The sequence below is a fragment of the Variovorax sp. OK605 genome (assembly GCF_900115445.1).
GTDB lineage: Bacteria > Pseudomonadota > Gammaproteobacteria > Burkholderiales > Burkholderiaceae_C > Variovorax.
In genome coordinates this window covers 535,240-556,349 of record NZ_FOWL01000004.1, presented here as the reverse complement: position 1 = coordinate 556,349, position 21,110 = coordinate 535,240, and the positions used below count along the sequence as shown (strand labels likewise).

14 protein-coding genes are annotated in these 21,110 nt (G+C 70.6%); 11 read left to right on the top strand and 3 right to left on the bottom strand.

The annotated features are described in order from the left end of the window. The first annotated feature begins 19 nt into the window (after positions 1 to 19). Genes BM013_RS14025 through BM013_RS14015 form a run of 3 tightly spaced genes read left to right on the top strand, consistent with a single transcriptional unit; the run spans position 20 to position 2,183 of the window. Positions 20 to 1,069, top strand: coding sequence for a pentapeptide repeat-containing protein (locus BM013_RS14025; protein ID WP_093127974.1), 1,050 nt, complete (start codon positions 20 to 22; stop codon positions 1,067 to 1,069). A 55-nt stretch (positions 1,070 to 1,124) separates the two neighbouring features. Then, entirely contained in the window at positions 1,125 to 1,787 is a 663-nt protein-coding gene (locus tag BM013_RS14020) for a DUF3540 domain-containing protein (RefSeq protein WP_093127972.1), read from the top strand. Between the two features lie 15 nt (positions 1,788 to 1,802). After that, a complete protein-coding gene (locus tag BM013_RS14015; RefSeq protein WP_093127971.1) occupies positions 1,803 to 2,183 on the top strand; it encodes a DUF4150 domain-containing protein in 381 nt (126 codons plus the stop codon). Positions 2,184 to 2,196: 13 nt separating this feature from the next. Here the strand turns inward: BM013_RS14015 and BM013_RS14010 are convergent, their stop codons facing one another. From BM013_RS14010 to BM013_RS14000, 3 genes are all read right to left on the bottom strand, one after another. Then, complete coding sequence (locus BM013_RS14010) at positions 2,197 to 3,018, bottom strand: PP2C family protein-serine/threonine phosphatase (RefSeq protein WP_256221493.1); 822 nt, start codon at positions 3,016 to 3,018, stop codon at positions 2,197 to 2,199. Further along, positions 3,011 to 5,167: a type VI secretion system-associated FHA domain protein TagH gene (gene tagH, locus BM013_RS14005; protein WP_093127969.1), complete on the bottom strand. Its 2,157-nt coding sequence runs from the start codon at positions 5,165 to 5,167 to the stop codon at positions 3,011 to 3,013. The genes BM013_RS14010 and tagH overlap by 8 nt, the downstream gene beginning before the upstream one ends. A 127-nt stretch (positions 5,168 to 5,294) precedes the next feature. Continuing rightward, positions 5,295 to 5,702 (bottom strand): TssQ family T6SS-associated lipoprotein, encoded by a 408-nt coding sequence (locus tag BM013_RS14000; protein WP_093127968.1) that lies wholly within the window; start codon positions 5,700 to 5,702, stop codon positions 5,295 to 5,297. A gap of 130 nt (positions 5,703 to 5,832) precedes the next feature. Here BM013_RS14000 and tssJ point away from each other — a divergent pair, with 130 nt between their 5' ends. The 8 genes from tssJ (at position 5,833) to BM013_RS13960 (ending at position 21,103) form a co-directional block, all read left to right on the top strand. Next, positions 5,833 to 6,351, top strand: a complete 519-nt coding sequence (tssJ, locus tag BM013_RS13995) for a type VI secretion system lipoprotein TssJ (protein ID WP_093127967.1) — start codon at positions 5,833 to 5,835, stop codon at positions 6,349 to 6,351. Positions 6,352 to 6,514: 163 nt separating this feature from the next. Continuing rightward, complete coding sequence (tssK, locus tag BM013_RS13990; protein WP_093127966.1) at positions 6,515 to 7,894, top strand: type VI secretion system baseplate subunit TssK; 1,380 nt, start codon at positions 6,515 to 6,517, stop codon at positions 7,892 to 7,894. 8 nt (positions 7,895 to 7,902) lie between these two features. Continuing rightward, the gene (locus BM013_RS13985; RefSeq protein WP_093127965.1) at positions 7,903 to 9,288 is read left to right on the top strand and encodes a DotU family type VI secretion system protein; all 1,386 of its coding nucleotides are present in this window, start codon (positions 7,903 to 7,905) and stop codon (positions 9,286 to 9,288) included. Beyond that, a complete protein-coding gene (gene tssM / locus BM013_RS13980; RefSeq protein WP_093127963.1) occupies positions 9,288 to 12,956 on the top strand; it encodes a type VI secretion system membrane subunit TssM in 3,669 nt (1,222 codons plus the stop codon). The genes BM013_RS13985 and tssM overlap by 1 nt, the downstream gene beginning before the upstream one ends. 1 nt (position 12,957) lies before the next feature. Beyond that, complete coding sequence (gene tagF / locus BM013_RS13975; protein WP_093127962.1) at positions 12,958 to 13,671, top strand: type VI secretion system-associated protein TagF; 714 nt, start codon at positions 12,958 to 12,960, stop codon at positions 13,669 to 13,671. A gap of 58 nt (positions 13,672 to 13,729) precedes the next feature. Then, entirely contained in the window at positions 13,730 to 15,784 is a 2,055-nt protein-coding gene (locus tag BM013_RS13970; protein WP_093127961.1) for a serine/threonine protein kinase, read from the top strand. Between the two features lie 117 nt (positions 15,785 to 15,901). After that, a complete protein-coding gene (locus BM013_RS13965) occupies positions 15,902 to 18,526 on the top strand; it encodes a hypothetical protein (protein ID WP_143098274.1) in 2,625 nt (874 codons plus the stop codon). A 24-nt stretch (positions 18,527 to 18,550) separates the two neighbouring features. Continuing rightward, entirely contained in the window at positions 18,551 to 21,103 is a 2,553-nt protein-coding gene (locus BM013_RS13960) for a P-loop NTPase fold protein (RefSeq protein ID WP_093127957.1), read from the top strand. Positions 21,104 to 21,110: the final 7 nt, after the last annotated feature.

Genomic DNA, 21,110 nt, shown 5'->3' with positions numbered 1-21,110 from the left:
AGCGAACGCCCACCGAGACATGACGCTGGACCAACTGCAGGACAACATCCGACACGGCATACCCATCGTGGACACCGATCTTCGCAATCTCGACCTTGGCGGCGTCGACCTGTCCGGCGCGTTGCTGGAGCGGGTCAATCTCGCCGGTGCGCGCCTGGCCGGTGCGAACCTGGAGGACAGCCGGTTGATGGGATGCGCGCTCCAGCAGGCCGACCTGACGCATGCCGGGTTGCAGGGCGCGAAGTTCCAGCGCTGCGACCTGGCGGGCGCGCGGCTGGCGCACGCCGATGCGGGCGGTGCCTCCTTTTTCGAGTCGGGCCTGGACGAAGCCGACCTGAGCGAGGCCGTTCTCGACCTGTGCAGCTTCATCAGGAGCCGCCTGAGCGCCACGCGCCTGCGCACGCAGCGCTTCGACCGTGCCACGTTCGCGGAGTCGTCACTGGACAGGGCCGACTTCTCGCAGGCGTCGCTCAGCTTCGTGACCTTTCACAAGCTCGACCTGCGCAGCGCGCTGTTCGCGCAGGCCGCCGGCGAAAGCTGCATGTTCATCGACTGCGACATGACCGCGCAGCGCTTCGCGGGCCTGCGCCTGGCGCTGTGCCAGTTCACCGACAGCCGGCTGGACGACGCGGACTTCTCCGGCGCCGAACTGACGCAGAGCAACTTCAAGGGCGCCTCGCTGCGCAATGCGCGCTTCGACGGCGTGCGCGCCGCGCATGCGATGTTTCCCGAGGCCGACCTGAGCGGCGCGAACTGCAGCGGCGGCCATTTCGAACAGTCGATCTGGGCCGACGCCACGCTGGCGGGCGCGAACTTCGAGCAGGCCCACGTGCCGCTGTGCGTGTTTCATCGTGCGCGCTGCGCGGGCGCGAGCTTTCGCGAAGCCCGGTTGCAGGACGCCGATTTCGCGTACGCCGATCTCTCGAACGCCGACCTGCGGGACGCGCGCTTCATGCGCACGCGCATGCACCGCGCGCGGCAGGAGGGCGCCCGCTTCTCGTCCCGCGGTGGCATCATCGAAAACGATCCCGAGCTTCACAAGGCCGAAACCTGGTCCGGGATGCCATGAGCCACAGCGTTGCCACTTTCTTTCACTTGTGCTGAACAAAAAAAGGAAACACGCCATGAACGTCGTTGCACTGCGCCCCGCGCCGGTCGCCTCGGAACCGGTCCACCTGCTCGGCCGCGTGACGGCCGTTGCGCCGGACGGCCAGGTCGGTGTCGAAGACGAGTCGGGCGCGGCCTGGTCGTGCCGCCGCGCCGCAAGCTGCCTGCTCCAGCCGCAGCCCGGCGACACGGTGATGATCTCGGGCCCCGACCGCCTGCGCGTCTGGCTCATTGCCGTCGTCGAGCAGGCCGACGCGTCGGTGAGCCGGATCGACGCGCCGGGCGACGTGGTGCTCGCATCGGCCACGGGATCGGTGTCGATCGAAGGTGCCGCCGACGTGCGGCTGCGCGCCACGGGCGCCCTCGACATGCAGGCCGCGCAGTGGAAGCTCCAGGCGGACCGCGCGCAATGCCGCGTCGACGAGATGCACTACACCGGCCAGCAGGCCGATGCCACGGTGGGGCATGCCCGCTTCTTCGGCAAGGTGTTCGAGACCGTGGCCGACCGCGTGATGCAGATGGCGCGCAACGCCTTTCGCATCGTGGACGACACGGAGCAGGTGCGTGTCGGGCAGATGGACGTGGAGGCCGAACAGTCGGTGCGCATCCATGCCCGGCACACGCTGGTGACGGGCACCGACCTGGTCAAGGTCGATGCGTCGCAGATCCACATGGGTTGAACAAGGAGCCCTATCGTGTTTGCCAACTGTCAGCTGATGGGCATGGACCTGGCGTTTCCCGACGTCTGCCGCACGCCGGTGCCGATTCCGTTTCCGAACATGGGCATGGGCTTCATGGCATTGCCCAATGCGTGGAACGTCCTGATCATGGCCATGCCGGCGCACAACATGGCGACCACCATTCCCATCACGCTGGGCGATCAGCCCGGCGCACTCGGAGGCGTGGTCTCGCAGACCTTCATGCAGCAGGCGCGCCATGTGACCGGGTCCTTCAAGACCATCATCAAGGGCACGCCGGCCACGCGCATGACCAGCCTCACCACGCAGAACCGCTGCAACATGGTGGGAGCCCGGATCGTGCCGAGCCAGTTCAAGGTCGTGATCCTGTCGGCCTGATCCTGCCGGGCGCCTAGACCGCGGCGCGCTGCGGCGCCGCCGCTCCCGCCAGCGTCACCTGCTGCGGAAACCCCACCCACACGGCCAGCGCCGAGTAGTTGTCCTGCGACTCGTCGGCCTTGGCCTCGGCCGCGCGGCGCAGCAGCGCGAGCCACTCTTCCGCGCTGTCGGCCAGCTGCAGCGAGCGCTCCATCACCTGCTGCGAGATCAGCTGCCAGAGCCCGTCGGTGCACAGCAGGAACGCGTCGCCGTCGGCCAGCCGCTGCGGCGCGGTGATGGTGGCCTCGGCCGTGGCGCGCGCGCCGAGCGCGCGGTACAGCAGGTTGGTCTTCACCAGGCGCTCGCCGCTGTGCTGGCTCGCGGCGGCGTCGCCCGAGCGCTCCGACAGGCTGTGGTCCTCGGTGCGCTGCATCAGCGCGCCGCGGCGGAACCAGTAGAGGCGGCTGTCGCCCACGTGGGCCCAGCAGGCCTGGTTGGTGTCGCGGTCGACGAACAGCGACACGAAGGTCGCGCTCATGCGGCTCTGGTCGGCGAGCTCGCGCTGCTTGGCCAGGATGGCGTCGTTCGCCGACTTCACGCAGCGCTGGATGCTGTCGGCGCCCAGCGAAGGGTCGTCCACGAAGGTGTTGAGCGCGGTGTCCACCGCGATGCGCGAGGCCAGCTCGCCGCCCGCGTTGCCGCCCACGCCGTCGCTCACCACGAAGCAGGCGTTGCGTTCCTCGAGGTGGTAGCCGATGGCGTCCTGGTTGCCGCTGCGCTCGCCCACGCAGGAGAACTGCGAGGTCGAGATGGGCACGGCGAAGGAGCGGATGGCTCGGTCCATGGTGTCAGGCACGGCGGGCCTCCTTCAGGCGTTCCATCTCCTTGTCGTAGGCCTGCTGGAAGGCACGGCCGAACACCGCCTGGAAGTCGTCTTCCACGGCCGCGGTGGTCTCGGTGTGCAGCGCCTGCAGGCGCCGCCACAGGCGCGCCTCGCGGCCGCCCGGCAGCAGCTTCTCGCCGAGGCCACCGTCGTGCGGCGTCTCGCGGTTCAGCGTGGCGGGGTCGAAGCTCTTCAGCAGCGTGAGCAGCGCGGCACGCATGCCGGCCACCATGCCGAGCTGGTGCGACTGCAGGTCGCCCAGCGCGTCGTGCACGGCGGCCTCGGGGGGCAGGAAGCCGGGCATGCGCGCGCCGAACATCTGCATCAGCACGGCGCGGCCGTTGGGCAGGATCTTGAACGGGTTGTTCTCCTCGTCCACGATCATGGTGATCTCGGCGCGCACCTCGCGCTTGAGCATCGCGCGCGAGGACAGCAGCTCGATGGTGCCGTCGGTGAAGGCCCGCATGATGCGGCCCAGGCGCTGCATGGCCTCGATGTCCATCGGCTGCTGGCCGGCCAGCTCGGGCACGCCCGCGCCTTCGAGGAAGGCCTTGAACAGCGCTTCGGACGACGATGAGGCTTGCGGTGCGGCTGGGGTGGGCGCTGCGGCCGGTGCAGCAGGCGGGGCGGCGACGGGTGCGGCAGTGCGCTCGGGAATGGACTCGACAACGGGCTCGACAACTGGCTCGGCAATGGCTGCTGGCAGTTCAACAGCCACGGACGGAGGAACCACCGGCGCGGCGACGACGGGCGGTGGTGCGGGAGGCGGGGGTGGAGGAGGTGGTGGCGGCGGAGGTGGCGGCGGAGGTGGCGGGGCCTCGACCTTCACCGGCGCCGTCGCAGGCGCCGGTGCAGGCACGGGCGCGGCGACCGGGTTCGGCGGACGGAACTGTGCCGCCACTTCGCGCGCATGGTTCGAGTGGCTGTAGCCCTGCGCCGCCGGCTTGTTGTTCTGCAGCAGGTCGAGCGCGGGATGCGCCTCGCCCGGCAGCAGCTGGTCGTGGTGCGTGAGCGCGGTCGGACGCGGATCGGCCAGCGGTGAATGCGCGCTGTCGTCGGCCGCGAAGAACGAGAGCGGATCGACGCCGCGCTTCAACGCGATGTTCGACATGTCGTCGGCCGCCTGCGGGTTCAGCTCGGCCAGCGGATCGACCGGATTGCGCCGTGCCTGCGAAGGCAGCTCGAAAGGCTCGTGCGCCATCGGGTCGGGCATGGGCGCGGGCGTGGTGTCCACGCGGCGCGGCGCGTTGGCGAGGATGGCGTCCCAGTCGGCCGCGGAAGGCATCTGCGATGCGGCATTGCTGCTGCTGCTGTGGCTGGCCCTGGGCGGCATGGCGGGGGCGTGCTGCGGCGGCTGCATGGGCGCGGGCGCGGCCAGCAGCGCGGCGAAATCGTCGACCGGCGCCGCGGCCGGGGGGAACGCCGGAGGAAAAGCTGGAGGGAAAGCTGGAGGGAATGCCGGTGGGAACGCAGGCGGGAGTGCAGGTGAAGGTGCTGGCGCCTCGGCGAAGGCCGGCGAAGGTGCCGGTGCCTGCCGCGCCGGTGGCGGCACGGCCACGGTGGGCTGCGCGTCGCCGATGGGCAGTGCGCCTTCGCCGAACAGGTCGGAGAACACATCGGAGCCGCCCGCTGCGGGCAGCAGGTCGCCGATGGGGTTCGCCTGCACCGGCGCCGACGCGGCGTACGTGGAAGGCTGCGGATGCAATGCAGCAGGCGGCGGTGGTGGCGGAGGAGGAAAAGACGGAGCTGGCGGCGGTGGTGGTTCGACAGGCGGCTGCGCGGCCTGCACCTGAAGCGCCGCCGCGCGCTGCCCGCTCGCAGCCTCCAGCACATAGCTGCCGATCGTCACGCGGTCGCCGTCGCCCACGCGCGATTCCTGTTCGTGCGCCAGCGTCTGGCCGTTCACGCTGATGGGCAGCACCGCGCTCATGTTGCGCAGCACGGCCGCGCCTTCCTCGTCGAAACGCACCGTGGCCTGCAGGCGCGAGATCTGGCGTTGCTCGTCGGGCAGCACGAGGTGGTTGTCGGGGCTGCGTCCGATCGTTCCGCCCGGCGCCGCGAGCAGGGCCGACGGGCCCGCCGTCACCGGACTGCCGGCATGTTCGATCACTGTCCAACGCATGGCACCTCCGTGTACGTCGTCTTATTCGATTTGTTCGATTTGTTCTTCGTGTTGCCGCCGCGCCGCGCAGGGCCGGCCGCGGTCCGCGTCATCTGCGTCATCAGCGCCATCGGTGCCGTTGGCACCATCAGCGCTTCATTCGCTTGGCGGCCTCGAACGCGGGACCCCACACCGGATGCTTGCGCTCGGCCACGTTGAGGTCGAAGGTCGGGAAGGCGTCCAGGATCTTGCGGAACTGCGCGCGGCACTCGGGGATCTGGTTGGCCACGCAATAGCTGAAGGCCTCGAGCTTCATCGCGTCGAGCCGCATGGAAGGCTCCGCGGCATCGAACACCGACACGCCGCCGCTCTTCAGCGTGCTGATGGCCTTGGCGTAGTCCCCTTCGTCATAGGCCTGCTGCGCGCGTTCGAGCGTGGTGCGCGCGACCTGCTGGCTCAGGCGTTCGGGTTGCGGTGTCGGTTCGGGTGGCGGCGTTGTCGTGCAACCCGATACCACCAAAAGAGTGAACGCCAGAGCTGGCAGACATGACTTCAATCTTTTCTCCTACCTGCTGAATGCAATGTTCGAGATAGTGTGCCGCTCAGTTGCGACAAGCACGCGATGCGCCATCGTAAATGCGCATGCTTTCGATAATATAGGTCGCGAACATCACGGGGAGATCTCAATGCACAGAAGAAGCTTGCTACAAGGCGCACTTGCAACGACACCTTTGTTTGCAGGCCTTGTCGGTGGGTGCGCATCGACGGCCAAGTCGATGCCCACGCCCTACGCGGTCACCATCAGGATCGACGACGGCGTGAACCCCGACGGGCGCGGGCAGGCCGCTCCGATACTCGTCAAAGTCTTCGAACTGAAATCTTCCGGTAACTTCGAGACCGCAGACTACTTTGCACTACAGGACCGCGATCGCGAGACGCTCATGACCGAGCTCGTGAACGCGGACCAGGCCATCATGCGCAGCGGCGAAGAACGTGTGTTCAAGCGCGAGGCGGGCCTCGACTCACGTGCCATCGGCATCATCGCGGGCTATCGCAAGCTCGAGGCCGCGCGCTGGCGCATCGTGCTGCCGCTGAAGGAACCCAAGCAGACGAACCTCTACAAGGTGTGGCAGTTCTCGCCGAGCGAACAGGCAGTGCAGGTCGCCGTGCGCAAGACAGGCATCGAGTTGCTACCAAGTCCTTAATTTCCGGCGCTATCTAGTACCAAAGTGCGAGCGTTTCGCGCGCGAAAAGCGGTGCAAAACGTAAGACTCGCCGTGTAGCATCAGAAGAGAAAAAAACCGGTCGATCGGGAGGTCGTTCATCAACGCACCTCCGCGCTCCCAGTGAGCAATCCCAGGAGGTTCTTTGGTGACAGTCCGCAATCCGGGCGCCGCAAGAAATGGCGCTCATCCGCAGGCGTTGGCAAACAGGGTGGTGTGGTCCGAGGGCATGTACCTGCGGCCGCAGCACTTCCAGCAGCTGGAGCGTTATGTCGAGCAGTACATCACGCGCCGCACCGCCGGCCTGCAAGGCGCCTACTGGGGATGGCTTCACCTGGAGATCGACCGCGACGCCTACGCGCTGGGCCGCGTGTCGCTGCTCGGCGGCGCGGGCGTGCTGCCCGACGGCACGCCGTTCTCGTTCGGCGCCGAAGACGCGCCGCTGCCCTACGAAGTGCCCACCGACCTCACCGACGAGCTCATCGTGCTCGCGCTGCCGCTGCGCAGGCCAGGCAGCGAGGAAGTCATCTTCGCGGAAGACGAAGGCTCGGCCGCGCGCTTCGGCGTGATCGAGCGCGAAGTGAACGACGGCAATGCCGTGGCCCTCGGGCCGGCCACGCTGCAACTTGCATCGCCGCGCCTGCGGCTTGCGCGCGCGTCGTCGCTCACGGCCGAGTGGCAAGCCATCGGCGCGGTGCGCGTGATCGAGCGGCGCACCGACCACAAGCTGGTGGTCGACGCCAACTACATTCCGCCGGTGCTCGACGCCTCCGCGCACGCCATGCTGCGCAGCATGATCGCGGAACTGCACGGCCTGCTCACGCAGCGCTCCGAGGCGCTGGCCTCGCGGCTGTCGCAACCGGGGCGCGGCGGCGTGAGCGAGGTGTCCGACTTTCTGCTGCTGGAGCTGGTCAATCGCTATCTCGCGCTCACCTGGCATGCGCAGCAGGCGGTGCAGGTGCACCCCGAGGCGCTGTTCGTCGACTGGCTCAAGCTGGCCTGCCACCTGGCCACGCACACCTCGCCCACGCGCCGACCGGTGGTGTGGCCGGTGTACGACCACGACAACCTCAACGAGAGCATTCGCCCGCTGATCGAGGAGCTGCGGCGTTCGCTGTCGGCGGTGCTCGAGCAGAGCGCGATCGCCATCGAGCTCGAGGAGCGCAGCCACGGCGTGCGCGTGGGCCGCATGCCCGACCCGGTGCTGGTGCGCAACGCGGGCTTCGTGCTCGCGGTGCATGCCGACCTGCCGGCCGAGGCCATCCAGCAGCGCTTCCCCACGCAGGTGAAGATCGGCTCGGTCGAACGCATCCGCGACCTGGTGCAGCTGCAACTGCCCGGCGTGGTGGTGCGCCCGCTGCCGGTGGCGCCGCGGCAGATTCCGTACAACGCGGGCTACCACTACTTCGAACTCGACAAGAGCGGCGACATGTGGCGCCAGCTCGAGAAGTCGGGCGGCGTCGCGATGCACCTGGCCGGTGACTTCCCGGGGCTGGCCATGGAGTTCTGGGCCATTCGGCCGTGAGGGACCCTATGAACAACGACATGGCCGTGGGCCCGGGCGGCTTCGTGCCGCCGAACCCGGGTGGCGGTGCCAATGGGAATGGCGTGGGGAATGGCATGGGCGACGGCCTCTCCCAGCGCGGCCTCGGCGCACAGCCCGAGTCCTTCACGGCGTGGCACGACGCACGGCGCCCGCACGCGGGCGACACCGCCATCGCGGGCAACAACCCGCTGGTGGCCGCGGCCAATCCGCTGCTCGACCTGATCCCGCAGATCCGCGCCACCGGCCACCATCCTTCGCCGGCGCAGCTGCGCGAGCACCTGGTCGACGAGGTGCGCCGTTTCGAGACGCGTGCGCAGCAGGCCGGCATCTCGCCCGAGGTGATCATCGGCGCGCGCTATTGCCTGTGCACCGCGGTCGACGAGGCCGCCGCGCTCACGCCGTGGGGCGGCAGCATCTGGTCGTCGCAGAGCCTGCTGGTGATGTTCCACAACGAGACCTGGGGCGGCGAAAAGTTCTTCCAGCTGCTGTCGCGCCTGGTGCAGAACCCGCAGCAGCACCTGCACCTGATCGAGCTCATCTACTTCTGCCTGGCCATGGGCTTCGAGGGGCGCTTTCGCGTCATCGACAACGGCCGCACGCAGCTCGAGACGCTCAAGCAGCGGCTGCTGCAGATCATTCGCCAGACGCGCGGCGAGATCGCGGTGCCGCTGTCGCCGCACTGGCAGGACGCCAGCGCGCCGGTGCGCCGCGCGCGCAACTGGCTGCCGGTGTGGGCCGTGGGCGCGGTGGCCGCGGTGCTGCTGGTGCTGGCGTTCGCGCTGCTCACCTTCAACCTGGCCGGCACGTCCGACGGCGCCTTCGCGGCGGTCAACGCCGTGCGGCTGCCGCAGACCGCGCGCGCCGTGGTCATGCCCGCGCCGCAGCCGCGGCTGCAGCGCTTTCTCGAGCCCGAGATCCGCGACGGCCTGCTGACCGTGCGCGACGAGGCCGACCGCAGCGTGGTGGTGCTGCGCGGCGACGGCCTGTTCGCCTCGGGCTCCGACCGCGTGCTCGACCGCTACGCGCCGGTGCTCGCGCGCGTGGCCGATGCGCTCAATTCGGTGGAAGGCAATGTGCTGGTGAGCGGCTTCAGCGACGACCAGCCGATTCGCAGCGTGCGCTTCCCGTCCAACTGGCAACTCTCGCAGGCCCGCGCCGACGCGGTGAAGAAGATGATCTCGCAGCGCATCGCACGGCCCGAACGCCTGCGCGCCGAAGGCCGCGGCGATGCCGACCCGATCGTGCCCAACGACTCCGCCGCCAACCGCGCGCGCAACCGCCGCGTGGAAGTGACGCTGCTGGTGGCGCCGGTTGCCGGTGGCTCGTCCAGTGCGTCGGGCGCGCCCGCCCCGCAAGCCGGAGGTGCCCGCTGATGCTGCGCGCCATCTTCCGTTTCCTCATCAGCCGCGACCTCTGGGTCTTCCTGGGCCTGGTCGCCGTCGCGTTCCTGATCTGGATCATCGGCCCGGCCATTGCCGTGGGCCGCTACCGTCCGCTCGAAGACGAGATCGTGCGCATCGCCGTCATCGTGCTGATGTTCGCGATCTGGCTGGTGCGCGTCATCTACCGCAAGTGGCGCGAGCGCCGGCTCAACGCGCAGCTGCTCAACCAGCTGCGCACGCCCTCCAAGAAGGAGAAAGAAGCCAAGCCCGAGGACGCGCCCGAGATCAAGGAGCTGCAGAGCGGCTTCACCGACGCCACGGCCATCCTGAAGAACATGCGCTTCAGCACGGGCGCCGACGGCAAGCCCGCGAGCCGCTTCGCGCTGTTCGACCGGCAGTACCTGTACCAGCTGCCCTGGTACATCTTCATCGGCGCGCCGGGCTCGGGCAAGACCACGGCGCTGGTGAATTCCGACCTCGACTTTCCGCTGGCCGACCAGCTCGGCAAGGCCGCGGTGCGCGGCATCGGCGGCACGCGCAACTGCGACTGGTGGTTCACCAACGAGGCGGTGCTGATCGACACCGCGGGACGCTACACCACGCACGAGAGCAACCGCGAGACCGACGAGGGCGAGTGGAAGGGCTTCATCGACCTGCTGAAGCGCTTCCGTCCGCGCCAGCCGATCAACGGTGCGATCCTGACCATCAGCATCGCCGACCTGCCGCTGGCCGACGACGCGCAGCGCGCGCGCCACGCCATGGCGCTGCGCAAGCGGCTGCTGGAGCTGCGCAACGACCTGGGCATCGACTTCCCGGTGTACGTGCTGGTCACCAAGACCGACCTGCTGGCGGGCTTCAACGAATACTTCGGCTCGCTGGGCCGTGCCGAGCGGCAGCAGGTGTGGGGCTTCACCTTCCCGATCCAGGGCAACCCGGCGAGCAAGAAGGCCGGCAAGGACGGCAAGAGCGCGGCCGCCGTCAACGGCGACCTGCGCGAGCGCTTCCATCAGGAATACAAGCTGCTGCACCAGCGCCTGGACGAGCGCCTGCCCGAGCTGCTGGCGGCCGAGTCGGACCCGATGCGCCGCGCGCAGGCCTACCTGCTGCCGCAGCAGTTCGCGAGTTTCGAGGACATCCTGGGCACCTTCCTGGCGGACGTGTTCAACCCGTCGAAGTTCGAGGCCGCGTCGATGCTGCGCGGCGTGTACTTCACCAGCGGCACGCAGGAGGGCACGGCCTTCGACCGCGTGATGGGCGCCATCAAGCGCTACCTGCAGGTCAACGCGCCGCCGGCGCCGCCGCCGGGCCCGGGCAAGAGCTACTTCCTGAAGGAACTGCTGCAGCAGGTGATCTTCCGCGACGCGGGCGTGGCCGGCACCAACCTGCGCTGGTACCGGCGCAAGCGCGCCATCGACATCGCGGGCTACAGCGTGATCGGCGTGCTGCTGGTGCTGCTGCTGGGCGCGTGCGTGAACAGCTGGCGCAACAACAAGGACTACGTGGCCGAGGTCGACGGCAATGCCAAGGCCTTCAACAAGGCGGCGGCGCGCGGCGAGCTGCCCACGGTGGTCGACTCCAGCGGCGACATCGCGAGCTCGCTGCTCATCCTGGACAAGCTGCGCGACCTGCCCAGGTCGACCCGCTTCGACATCGGCGAGCCGCCCATGTCGTACCGCTTCGGCCTCTACCAGGGCGAGAAGCTGCAGGCCGCCACCGACGGCGTGTACCAGCGCGCGCTGGAGACGGTGCTGCTGCCGCAGGCCTCGCAGCGCATCGAGCAGTCGCTGCGCGAGGCGGCGAAGGGCGACGCCGAATACAGCTACGAGGCGCTCAAGGCGTACCTGATGCTGTACGACGCCGAGCGCTACGACGCCGACTTTCTTCAGGCGTGGCTCCTGACCGACGTGGACCGCAAGATCGGCGCGTCGCTCACGCGCGAGCAGCGCGCCAATCTCGAGTCGCACCTGAAGGCGCTGTTCGTGGGACGCGTGCTGACCTCGCCGTTCGCCAAGGACGACCGCCTGGTCACGCAGACGCGCGAGCGCCTGGCCGGCGTGCCGCTGGCGCAACGCTCGTATGCGCGGCTGCGCCGCGTCCTGCTGCAGACCAGCCAGCCCAACGCCTTCACCATTGCCGAGGCGGGCGGGGCCGAGTCGGCGCTGGTGATCCGCCGCGCGAGCGGCAAGCCGCTGACCGACGGCATTCCCACGCTGTTCACCTACCGCGGCTACTGGGACATCTTCGACAAGCGCGTGGCCGAGACCGCGCTGTCGCTCGAGCAGGAAGACCGCTGGGTGCTGCAGATCCGCGCGCCCGGCATGGCCGACATCACCTCGCGCGAGCTGCTGCTGCGCGAGGTGCGCCGGCTCTACCTCACCGACTACATCAAGGTGTGGGACGAGTACCTGGTCGACATCCGCCTGGCCGACAGCCGCTCGCTGCTGCAGAGCATCCAGATGACGCGCGTGCTCTCGACCTCGGAGTCGCCGATGTCGCGCATCATCCGCGGCGCCGCGCGCGAGACCGACCTGCTGCGCAACCACGACGAGGCCGCGCGCAGCCTGCTCGACCAGGCGCAGAACCGCGTGCAGAGCACGCGCGAGCGCATCGAGCAGCTCATCGGCCAGCCCGACGGCAGCCAGCGCCGCAACACGCAACTCGACCGCCCCGAGTCGCTGGTGGACAACCACTTCGAGCCGCTGCGCCGCATGGTCACCGCGCCCAAGCAGGGCGGGCAGGCCCCCATCGACGCCACGGCCGCGCTGATCAACGAGCTCTACAACTTCCTCACCGCCACCGACACGGCGCTGCGCAGCGGCAACATTCCGCCGTCCAGCGACGCCGTGACCAAGGTGCAGGCCGAAGCGGGGCGGCTGCCGGTGCCGTTCCAGGGCATGCTGAACGACCTGTCGGCCACGGCCTCGTCGAAGGCGGCGGCGGTGACGCGGCAGAACATCGGGCAGACGGCGGCCGCGAGCATCGGCTCGTTCTGCAACCAGGCCATCGGGGGGCGCTACCCGTTCACGCGCGGCTCCAACCGCGACGTGGCCTCGGGCGACTTCGCGCAGCTGTTCGCGCCGGGCGGGATGATGGACGACTTCTTCCAGAAGAACCTCGTCACGCAGGTCGACACCTCGGTCAATCCGTGGGCCTTCAAGCGCGGCGTGGACGGCGCGGCGGCGGGGCGCTCGGCCTACCTCGATTCGTTCCAGAAGGCGCAGGCCATCCGCGACGTGTTCTTCTCGGGCATGGCGGGCGGGCGCACGCCGTCGTTCACGCTCGACATCCGGCCCGAGGACATGGACGCCGCGCTCACGCAGTTCACGCTCGACGTCGACGGCCAGACGGTGCGCTACGCGCACGGCCCGCAGGCGCCCAGCACCGTCAAGTGGCCAGGCCCGCGCAACAGCAACCAGGTGCGCCTGCAGGTGACCACGGCCAACGGCACGCCGGCCGGCGGCATCGTGACCGAAGGGCCGTGGGCGCTGCACCGGCTGTTCGACAAGGCCTCGATCTCCGCGGGCAAGTCGCCCGAGTCGTTCAACGCGACCTTCGACCTGCAGGGCAAGAAGGTGGTGCTGGCGGTGACGGCCAACAGCGTCTACAACCCGCTGCGCCTGCCGCAGATGAACAGCTTCTCGTGCCCGGGGAAATCCTGAGATGAACAGCAGCATTCCCCCGCAGGCCTGGGTGCCGGTCGACGAGCAGATCGGCTGGTACGGCAAGCTGCCCTCCGCCGGCGACTTTCTCTACCGCCGCATGCCGCGCGAGCTGCAGGCCTGGTGGGACCGCTGGATGCAGAACGGCCTGGGCAGCTTCAAGCGCTGGCCCGACGCCATGACGCGCCACTACGCGGTGGCGCCGGTGTGGAACTTCGCGATTCCCGCCACGCACGGCGTGGACGCGGTGCAGTTCGGCTGCATCGCGCCGAGCTGCGACCGCGTGGGCCGCTACTACCCGGTGTGCGTCACGCTGCAGGTGGCCGCGCGCAACTACCGCCCGTCGGTGCTGGAGGGCTCGGCGGCGTGGTACTGGCAGTGCGGCGGCGCGCTGCTGCAGGCGATCCGCCACGGCGTGGCGCCCGACCAGTTCGACGCGCAGGTGCTGGCCGCGGGCCGCGCGGGCTTCCAGACGGCCAGCGGCGGCTCGGACGACATCCTCTCGATCCTCGGGCCTACAGCCGGTGGCGAGAGCGCCCAGCAGCGCCTGGGCTGGCCCGAGCTTCCACTGTGTTTCGACCCCTTCGGCAGCACCAGCTACTGGTGGACCAACCAGGCCGACGGGTCGCCGTTGCGCACCGCGGCCCATGGCGGCGGGCTCAACACGCCGCTGTTTTCAAAGTTGTTTTCGCAGGGGCATGTGCCATGGGCGTGAGAAGTCGAATGACTCGAAAGACCCACAAGAGCCACGGTCCTGCAGGAGGAGAAAGCGCATGACGACGACGTACGGTACCGGGTTGAGCTCGGGGCTGGGCACGCTGCCCGCCGAGCCGCAGGAGCGCCCGCACCCGCTGGGCGTGGGCCACCGGCTCGACGAGTTCGAGCTGCTCGAGGTGATCGGCGAGGGCGGCTTCGGCATCGTCTACCGCGCCTACGACCACTCGCTGCAGCGCGAGGTGGCCATCAAGGAATACATGCCGTCGATGCTGGCGCGCCGCGTGGGCGACAACAGCGTGCACGTGCGCTCCGAGCGGCTCACCGCCACCTTCGAGGCCGGCCTGCGCAGCTTCATCAACGAGGCGCGCACGCTGGCGCAGTTCAGCCACCCGGCGCTGGTGCGCGTGCATCGCTTCTGGGAGGCCAACTCCACCGCCTACATGGCGATCCAGCTCTACAAGGGCCGCACCCTTCGCCGCCTGGCCGACGACGAGCCGGGCCGGGTCACCGAGGCCTGGCTGCTCGGCATGCTGGGCCCGCTGCTGGGGGCGCTCGAGACGCTGCACCGCAGCCACTGCTTCCACCGCGACATCGCGCCCGACAACATCTTCGTGCAGCACGACGATTCGCCCGTGCTGCTGGACTTCGGCGCGGCGCGCAAGTCGATCGCCGACCTGGTCGACGAGGTGGCGGTGATGGTGAAGTCGGGCTACTCGCCGATCGAGCAGTACGCCGACGACAACACGCTGCTGCAGGGCGCATGGACCGACCTGTACGCGCTGGGCGCGGTGCTGTACCGCGCGGTCACGGGCCACCCGCCGCCGTCGGCCGTGGTGCGCAGCGTGCAGGACGCCTACGTGCCGCTGTCGTCGATGGGCCGCGCCGACCTGAGCCCGGCGTTCTGCGCCGCGGTCGACCACACGCTGGCCGTGCACAGCAAGGACCGCACGCAGACCGTGGCGGCCTTCGCGGCCGAGCTCGGGCTGATGAAGCTCGGCGACTTCTACGTGAACGGCATGGCCGCGCCGACGGTGATCATTCCCGCGGCGCCCGTGCCTTCGGCGCCGCCGCCGCCGGAACTCGCGCCGCAGCATTTCCCGCCCGCCTCGGCACCGGTGCCGCTGGAGCCGATGGGCGCGCCCAGCTTCGCAACGCCGCCCGCCGCGGCGGCCGAACCGGTGGTGGTCGCGGCTTCGACCAAGGTGAAGACCGCCGCGGCCGGGTCACCGTCCGCGGCGCCGGCTTCGGCGTCCTCCGCGCCGAAGAAGACGAAGCACAAGCAGAAGCCGTCGGGCCTGTCGTGGCTGCTGGTCGGCAGCCTGGTCGTGGCGCTGGTGGCCGTGGGCAGCTGGATCGGCCTGCGCCTGACCGCGACCAAGCAGGACACCTCGACCGCGATGGTGCCGGTGCCGCCGCCGAGCGCGCCGATGTCGAACACCAGTTCACCGCCCGCCGCCATGCCGCCGGGCACGGGCACCGCCGCCGCGGTGGGCACGCCGGGCGCAACCGATGGCGTGCCGGCGGCCGGCGGCACGGCCGTGGCTGGCGCTGCGCCATCGCCCACACCAGCCCAGCCGGCCAGCGCACCCGTGGCCTCCACGGGCCCGTTGACTCCGCTCGACAGCGTGCCGGTCAACCCGCCGCCAACCACCATTCCGCCCGAAACCGCGCTGGCCACGGCCGAGACGGAGGACTGGAACCTCGCGCAGACCGAGAACACGCGCGAAGGCTACGAGGCCTACCTGCGCCGCTACCGCCGCGGCCTGCATGCGCGCGAGGCCCGCAACGCGATCGCCGAGATCAACCGGCTCGCACCGCCGCCGCCCGTGGCCGCCGTCGACCCGTCGGCCCTGCCGCCGGGCACGCCGGTGGCCGGCACCACGCCCGCCGCCCCGCCGGGCATGGGCCGCGTGAACTTCAACATCCGCCCGTGGGGCCAGGTGTTCGTGGACGGCGCGGACCGCGGCGTGAGCCCGCCGCTCAAGTCGCTGCCGCTGCGCCCGGGCATCTACAACATCGAGGTGCGCAACGGCGATCTCGAGGTGTTCCGCCAGCGCGTGACGGTGCAGGACAGCAAGTCGGCACCGGTCGTGAGCCACGAGTTCAAGTAAGTCCTTGCCCTCGCGGCCGGCGAGGTCCTAGGCCGTAGGCGATAGGCCGCACCCAGCGTTTGCGGGATGGCGCGGCGCCGCGGCGCGGGAAAACAATGCGTCTCCGCAGGAGCACGCATGAGCGCACCGCCAGCACAGCCGCCCGCACACCCGCCCGCACCGCCATCCTCCGGCACGCCCCGTGCCGGGCGCGTGGCCGTCATCGTCATCCACGGCGTGGCCGACCAGAAGGCCGGCGACACGGCGCGCGCCATCGCCTCGCTGATGGTCAACGCCGGCGCGCCGCGGGCGCGCTACACCCGGGGCGATTGCGACAGCTACATCGTGGCCGTGCCGCCGCTGCTGTCGATGGTCGAGAGCGGCCCGCACGGGCAGGGCGCAGCGCGCAAGCGCGTGGTGCCGCGGGACGCGTCGCCCGCCGCCGCGGGCACCGACAAGCCGCCCGCGGTGTCGCTGCGCAAGGCGCTGCGCCAGTCGGTGCGCTCCGACTTCCTGCGCGACAACTGGAGCACCGCCAGCCAGCCGCCGGCCGGCGCGGCGGCAACGCAGGCCGCCAGTGCCTCTGCCTCCACCTCTGCAAGTGCTGCAGCCGCTGCAACCGCAACCGCGGCACCTGGAAGGCCGCAGTCCGCCCCCGCGCGCCTCATGTCCGCCGACGCCGGCATCGCCTTCAGCGACTACCTGCTGTTCAAGTGGCAGGGCGCCGGCCACGAGGCCTACGAGGCCACGCGCATCCGCATGACGCGGCGCGAGAACGCCTCGGGCATCGAGCGGCGCGTGGACGTGCACGAGATGTACTGGGCCGACCTGTCGCGGCTGTCGGGCGTGCTGCCGCGCATCGTCACCGAGCTCTTCACCATGGTGTTCCGCCTCTCGCAGCTGGGGCGCGACGCGGTCGACCGCGCGGGCCTGCATGCGGCCAAGCACCGCACGCGCGGCGCCTTCGCGTGGGGCTGGCTCATCAGGCTGCAGATGGCGCTGGACTGGGCGTTCTCGGGCGTGCTGGCCAACCTGTTCCTGCAGCTGCTGCTGGCCGGCCTGGTGATCGCGGGGCTGGGCCTGGCCGCGCCGCACGCGGGCCGGATCCACATCGCGCTGGCGCTGCTGCTGCCGGGGCTGGCCGCCTGGTGGTACTGCTACCTGCACGTGCTGCGGCCGCTCAGGCGCAGCTGGGCCGTGGCGCTGGCCGTGCTGGCGGCGCTGGGGCTGTGCCTGGTGCCGGCGCCGTGGGCGCACTGGCTCATCGGCCTCACGTGGCTGGCGCTGCTGGGCCTGCTCTTCAACTACGGCCTGCGCGTGGCCGACACCCGCTTTCCCGCGATGCGCGCGGCGGGGCTCGTGTTCCTGGGCGCCATGGCCCTGACCCTGCTGGCGCACGTGGCCATGGCCTCGTTCGGGCCCGACGGTGCAGGCAACGGCGCCGGCAGCCTCGACGACTGGGTGCGCGCCGGCCTGCGCACCGTCGAGTACGTGCTGCTGGGCATCGTCATCTGGTGGCTGCTGGCCGGCGGGCTGCTCATTGCGTGGGCCGTGTTCGGCCAGCTGGCGGCGCGCGACGACGACGCCGCGCGCGCCAGCGTGGCCACGGGGCGGCTGGGGCTGTTCGTGTCGATCGCCTCTTTCGTGACGCTGGCCATGGCCATCTGGGCGCTGATGACCACCTTCGTGGAACTCGGCGCGGCCCATACCGCGTACGACCCGCAGGTGTTCAAGAGCGGGCTGCTGTGCTTTCTCAACGGCGGGAGCTTTCTGCACCTGCGCTACCAGCGCAGCACCGAGACCTTCGCGCTGGCCGCCGGGCTCACGCTGGCGCTGGCGCTCTACCTCGGCGTGGTGCTGGTGCCCAGCGTGCTGGCCGAGGTCCGCAAGACCGTGGGCACCGCGCATGCGCTGGGCCGCTGGCTCACGGGCGGCTACCGGCGGCTCGACGGCTTCGTGACGGGGCTGACCATCGCGAGCGTGCTCATGGCCTGCGGCGTGGGCGTGCTGCTGGCGCTGGCGCGGCTCGGCGTCGAGCCCGACGGCTGGGTCGGCGCCGCGGCCCATGGCGTGGGGGAGCTGTCGGAATTCGTGCTCAAGCCGCTGGTGCTCAGCGCCGCCACCGCGGCGGCGGCGCTGTCGGCCTTCGGCGGCGTGCTGTCGCGCTACGCGCCGTGGGTGCGGCTGCCGCTGGACGTGGCGCTGGACGTCGACAACCACTTCCGCGAGTTTCCGCGCAGCGCCATTCCGCGCGCGCGCATCTTCTCGCGCTATGTCGCGCTGCTGGAGAGCGTGGCGGCGCAGGGCTACGACCACGTGGTGATCGTGGCGCACAGCCAGGGCACGGTGATCTCGGCGGAGCTGCTGCGCTACCTGCAGCACCGCGCGCGCTGGCTCGCGCAGGCCTGCCCGAACGACCGCGTCGTGAAGCTGTGGTCGCAGCTGGAGGGCCGGGTCGACCTGCTCACCGCGGGCTGCCCGCTGCGCCAGCTCTATGCGGCGCGCTTTCCGCACCTGTACGAGTGGGTGATGCAGGCCCGGGCCGGCGACGTGGGCGTGTGCCGCTGGGTCAACGCCTATGCCACGGGCGACTACGTGGGGCGCTGGCTGTGGGCCGATCCGCCGCTGTACAAGCCGTCGCCGCCGGTGACCGTGACGGCCGGCCCCGAACACGACGTGTGCCTGGGCAGCGGCGCGCACACGCACTACTTCGACCAGGAGCAGGTGCTGGTCGCGCGGTGGATCGACGCGCTGGTGCGCTGAAGCGCTGAACAGGAAGAGCCGTCCATGACCGAAAGCAGCATGCCGCCATCGACACCGCCGCCGCCGCCTTCGCCGATGCCGCCCCCGGCCGCGCCACGGCAGGCACCGGCGCCGAGGAGAAAGCAGGCCGACCTGGAGCAGGTGTCGTCCGGCGAATTCGTGCCGGAGCTCGAGACGCCAACCTATGTGCGCACCGAAAGCCCGTCGGCGTATGCGCCGGAGTCCGTGGCGGTTCCGCCGGCGCCACCACTGCGATCGCCATCGCCGACGCCGACGCCGACGCCGAACTTCGACCCCGGCCACCCCGAAGTCGCCATCGCCACCCCGCACAGCGACGACCCCTGGGCACCCAAGCTCGACGACCAGCTCGGCGTGTCCGACGAGGCCAAGGCCTTCGCGCGCCTGGCGGCGGCGCGCGACTTCTCGCCGCCGCTGGCCATCGGCGTGTTCGGCGACTGGGGCAGCGGCAAGTCGTTCTTCATGCGGCTGGTGCACGCGCACATCGCGCTGCTGGCCGAAGGCAAGACCTCGCCGCAGGCGCCCGAGGCCGAGGACACGGCCTTCCACCGGAACATCGTGCAGGTGCGCTTCAACGCATGGCACTACGCCGAGACCAACCTCTGGGCCAGCCTGGTGGACCACCTGTTCACCGAGCTCGACAGATGGATCCGAGAGAAGGGCGGCGCGCAGCAGGCCGACGCCGCGCTGGGCAACCTGTCGACCGCGCGCGCCCTGACGCTGGAGGCGGCCGAAGAGCTGGTGCGGCGCCGGCGCGAACAGCGCGACGCCATCGAGCGGCTGCAGCAGGCGGAGCTGGCGCTGAACACCCAGCGGCGCACCGCCACCGTGTCCGCGGAGGCCTACTGGGAGGCGTTCAAGGCGGCGCTGGGCGACCCGGCCGCCGACGCCGCCGAGGTGCGGGCCTTCAAGAACAGCCTGGAGACGCTGGGGCTCGGCCGCATCGAAGACGGCGCGCGCGACCTGGAGCGCCTGTCGTGCGCGCTGGCCGACGAAGCGGGGCGGGCGCGCCTGCTGGGCTCGAGCCTGCTCAACCAGTTCCAGAAGTGGCGCTTCGTCGGGCTGTTCGTGCTTGCCGTGTTCGTCGCGCCGCTGGTGGTGATGGCCGCGACCGGCCTGATGGTGCAGCGGATGCCTTCGCTGGGCGGGCTGCACGAAGGCATCCTGGCGCTCGGCGGCGCGCTGGCGGGCCTGAGTGCGCTGGGTGCGCGCGTGCTGCGCATCTCGCGCGCCGCGCTGGGCCGCCTGGAGAAGTCGAAGGCCGCGCTCGACGCCGTGGTCGAGGCCCGGCTGCAGGCGCCGGCGCAGGCCGTGAAGGACCGGCAGAGCGCGCTCACCCGCGCGACGGCCGACGTCGAGGAAGCCAAGGCGCTGGTCGACGCGTCGAGCGACCGGCTGGCCCGCGCCACGCTCGACTACGCATCGGGCACCGGCGCGGGCCGGCTCATCCGCTTCGTGCGGGCGCGCGCCGCCGACGGGCAGTACGCCCGGCACCTGAGCCTGGTGGCCAGCGTGCGCAAGGACTTCGAGGAACTGGCCGCCGGCGTGGCCGCCGTGGGGGCGCCGGTGCCGGAGGCCATCGCGCGCGAACAGGCGGCCTTTCGCAAGCGCATCGCGGCGCTCGTGCGCAAGGACAGGCGCGTGCTCACGCCCGACGAGATCCGCACGCTGGTGGCGTCCGCCGCGTTCACGGCGCCGCCGGCGCCGGCGTTCGAGCGCATCGTGCTGTACATCGACGACCTCGACCGCTGCGCGCCCGACAAGGTCGTCGAGGTGCTGCAGGCGGTGCACCTGCTGCTGACCTTCGAGCTGTTCGTGGTGCTGGTGGCGGTCGACGTGCGGTGGATCCGCAAGTCGCTCGCGGCGCAGTACCCCGCGCTGCTGGTCGCCGACAGGCGCGAGGACGGCGCCGACCCCGCCGGCCCCGCCGACCGCGCCCGTGATCGCGACGCCATCAGCGCTTCCGACTACCTGGAGAAGATCTTCCAGGTGCCTTACTGGGTGCGCCCGCTCGACGCCGAGGGCGCGCGCGGTTTCCTGCAGCACCGGTTGATTCCGTCCGACCAGCCGGGTGTGCCGCCCGTGCTCGTGCCCGCGGCGCCGCCGCTGGAGCGGCTGGACACGCGCACGCTGTCGATCGACGGCGACGAGTCGCGCTACATGAACGAGCTCGCGCCGTTCATCGGCCTGTCGCCCCGTCGCGTGCTGCGCTTCATGAACGTGTACCGCCTCGTCAAGGCGGGGCTCACGAGCGAGCGGCTGACGCTGCTGTCCTCGGGCGACTACCGCGCGCTGATGACGTTGCTGGCCGTCGCCACCGGCAGCCCCGACCTGATGCCCGCGTGGACCCGGCTGCTCGAAGGCGCGGTGCCGGGCGAGACGGTGGAAACGCTGCGCAGCCGCCTGCCCATGGAGGTGGCGCCGCCCGATGCGACGCTGCTGCTGTCAGGCGCGCTGAACGTCTACCAGGGAGCGGTGGGGCCGCAAGCCATCGGGGCGGTCGATGCGCTCAAGCGCTATGCGCGCACGGCGCAGCGCTATTCGTTCACCGGACGTTGAGGCAGCG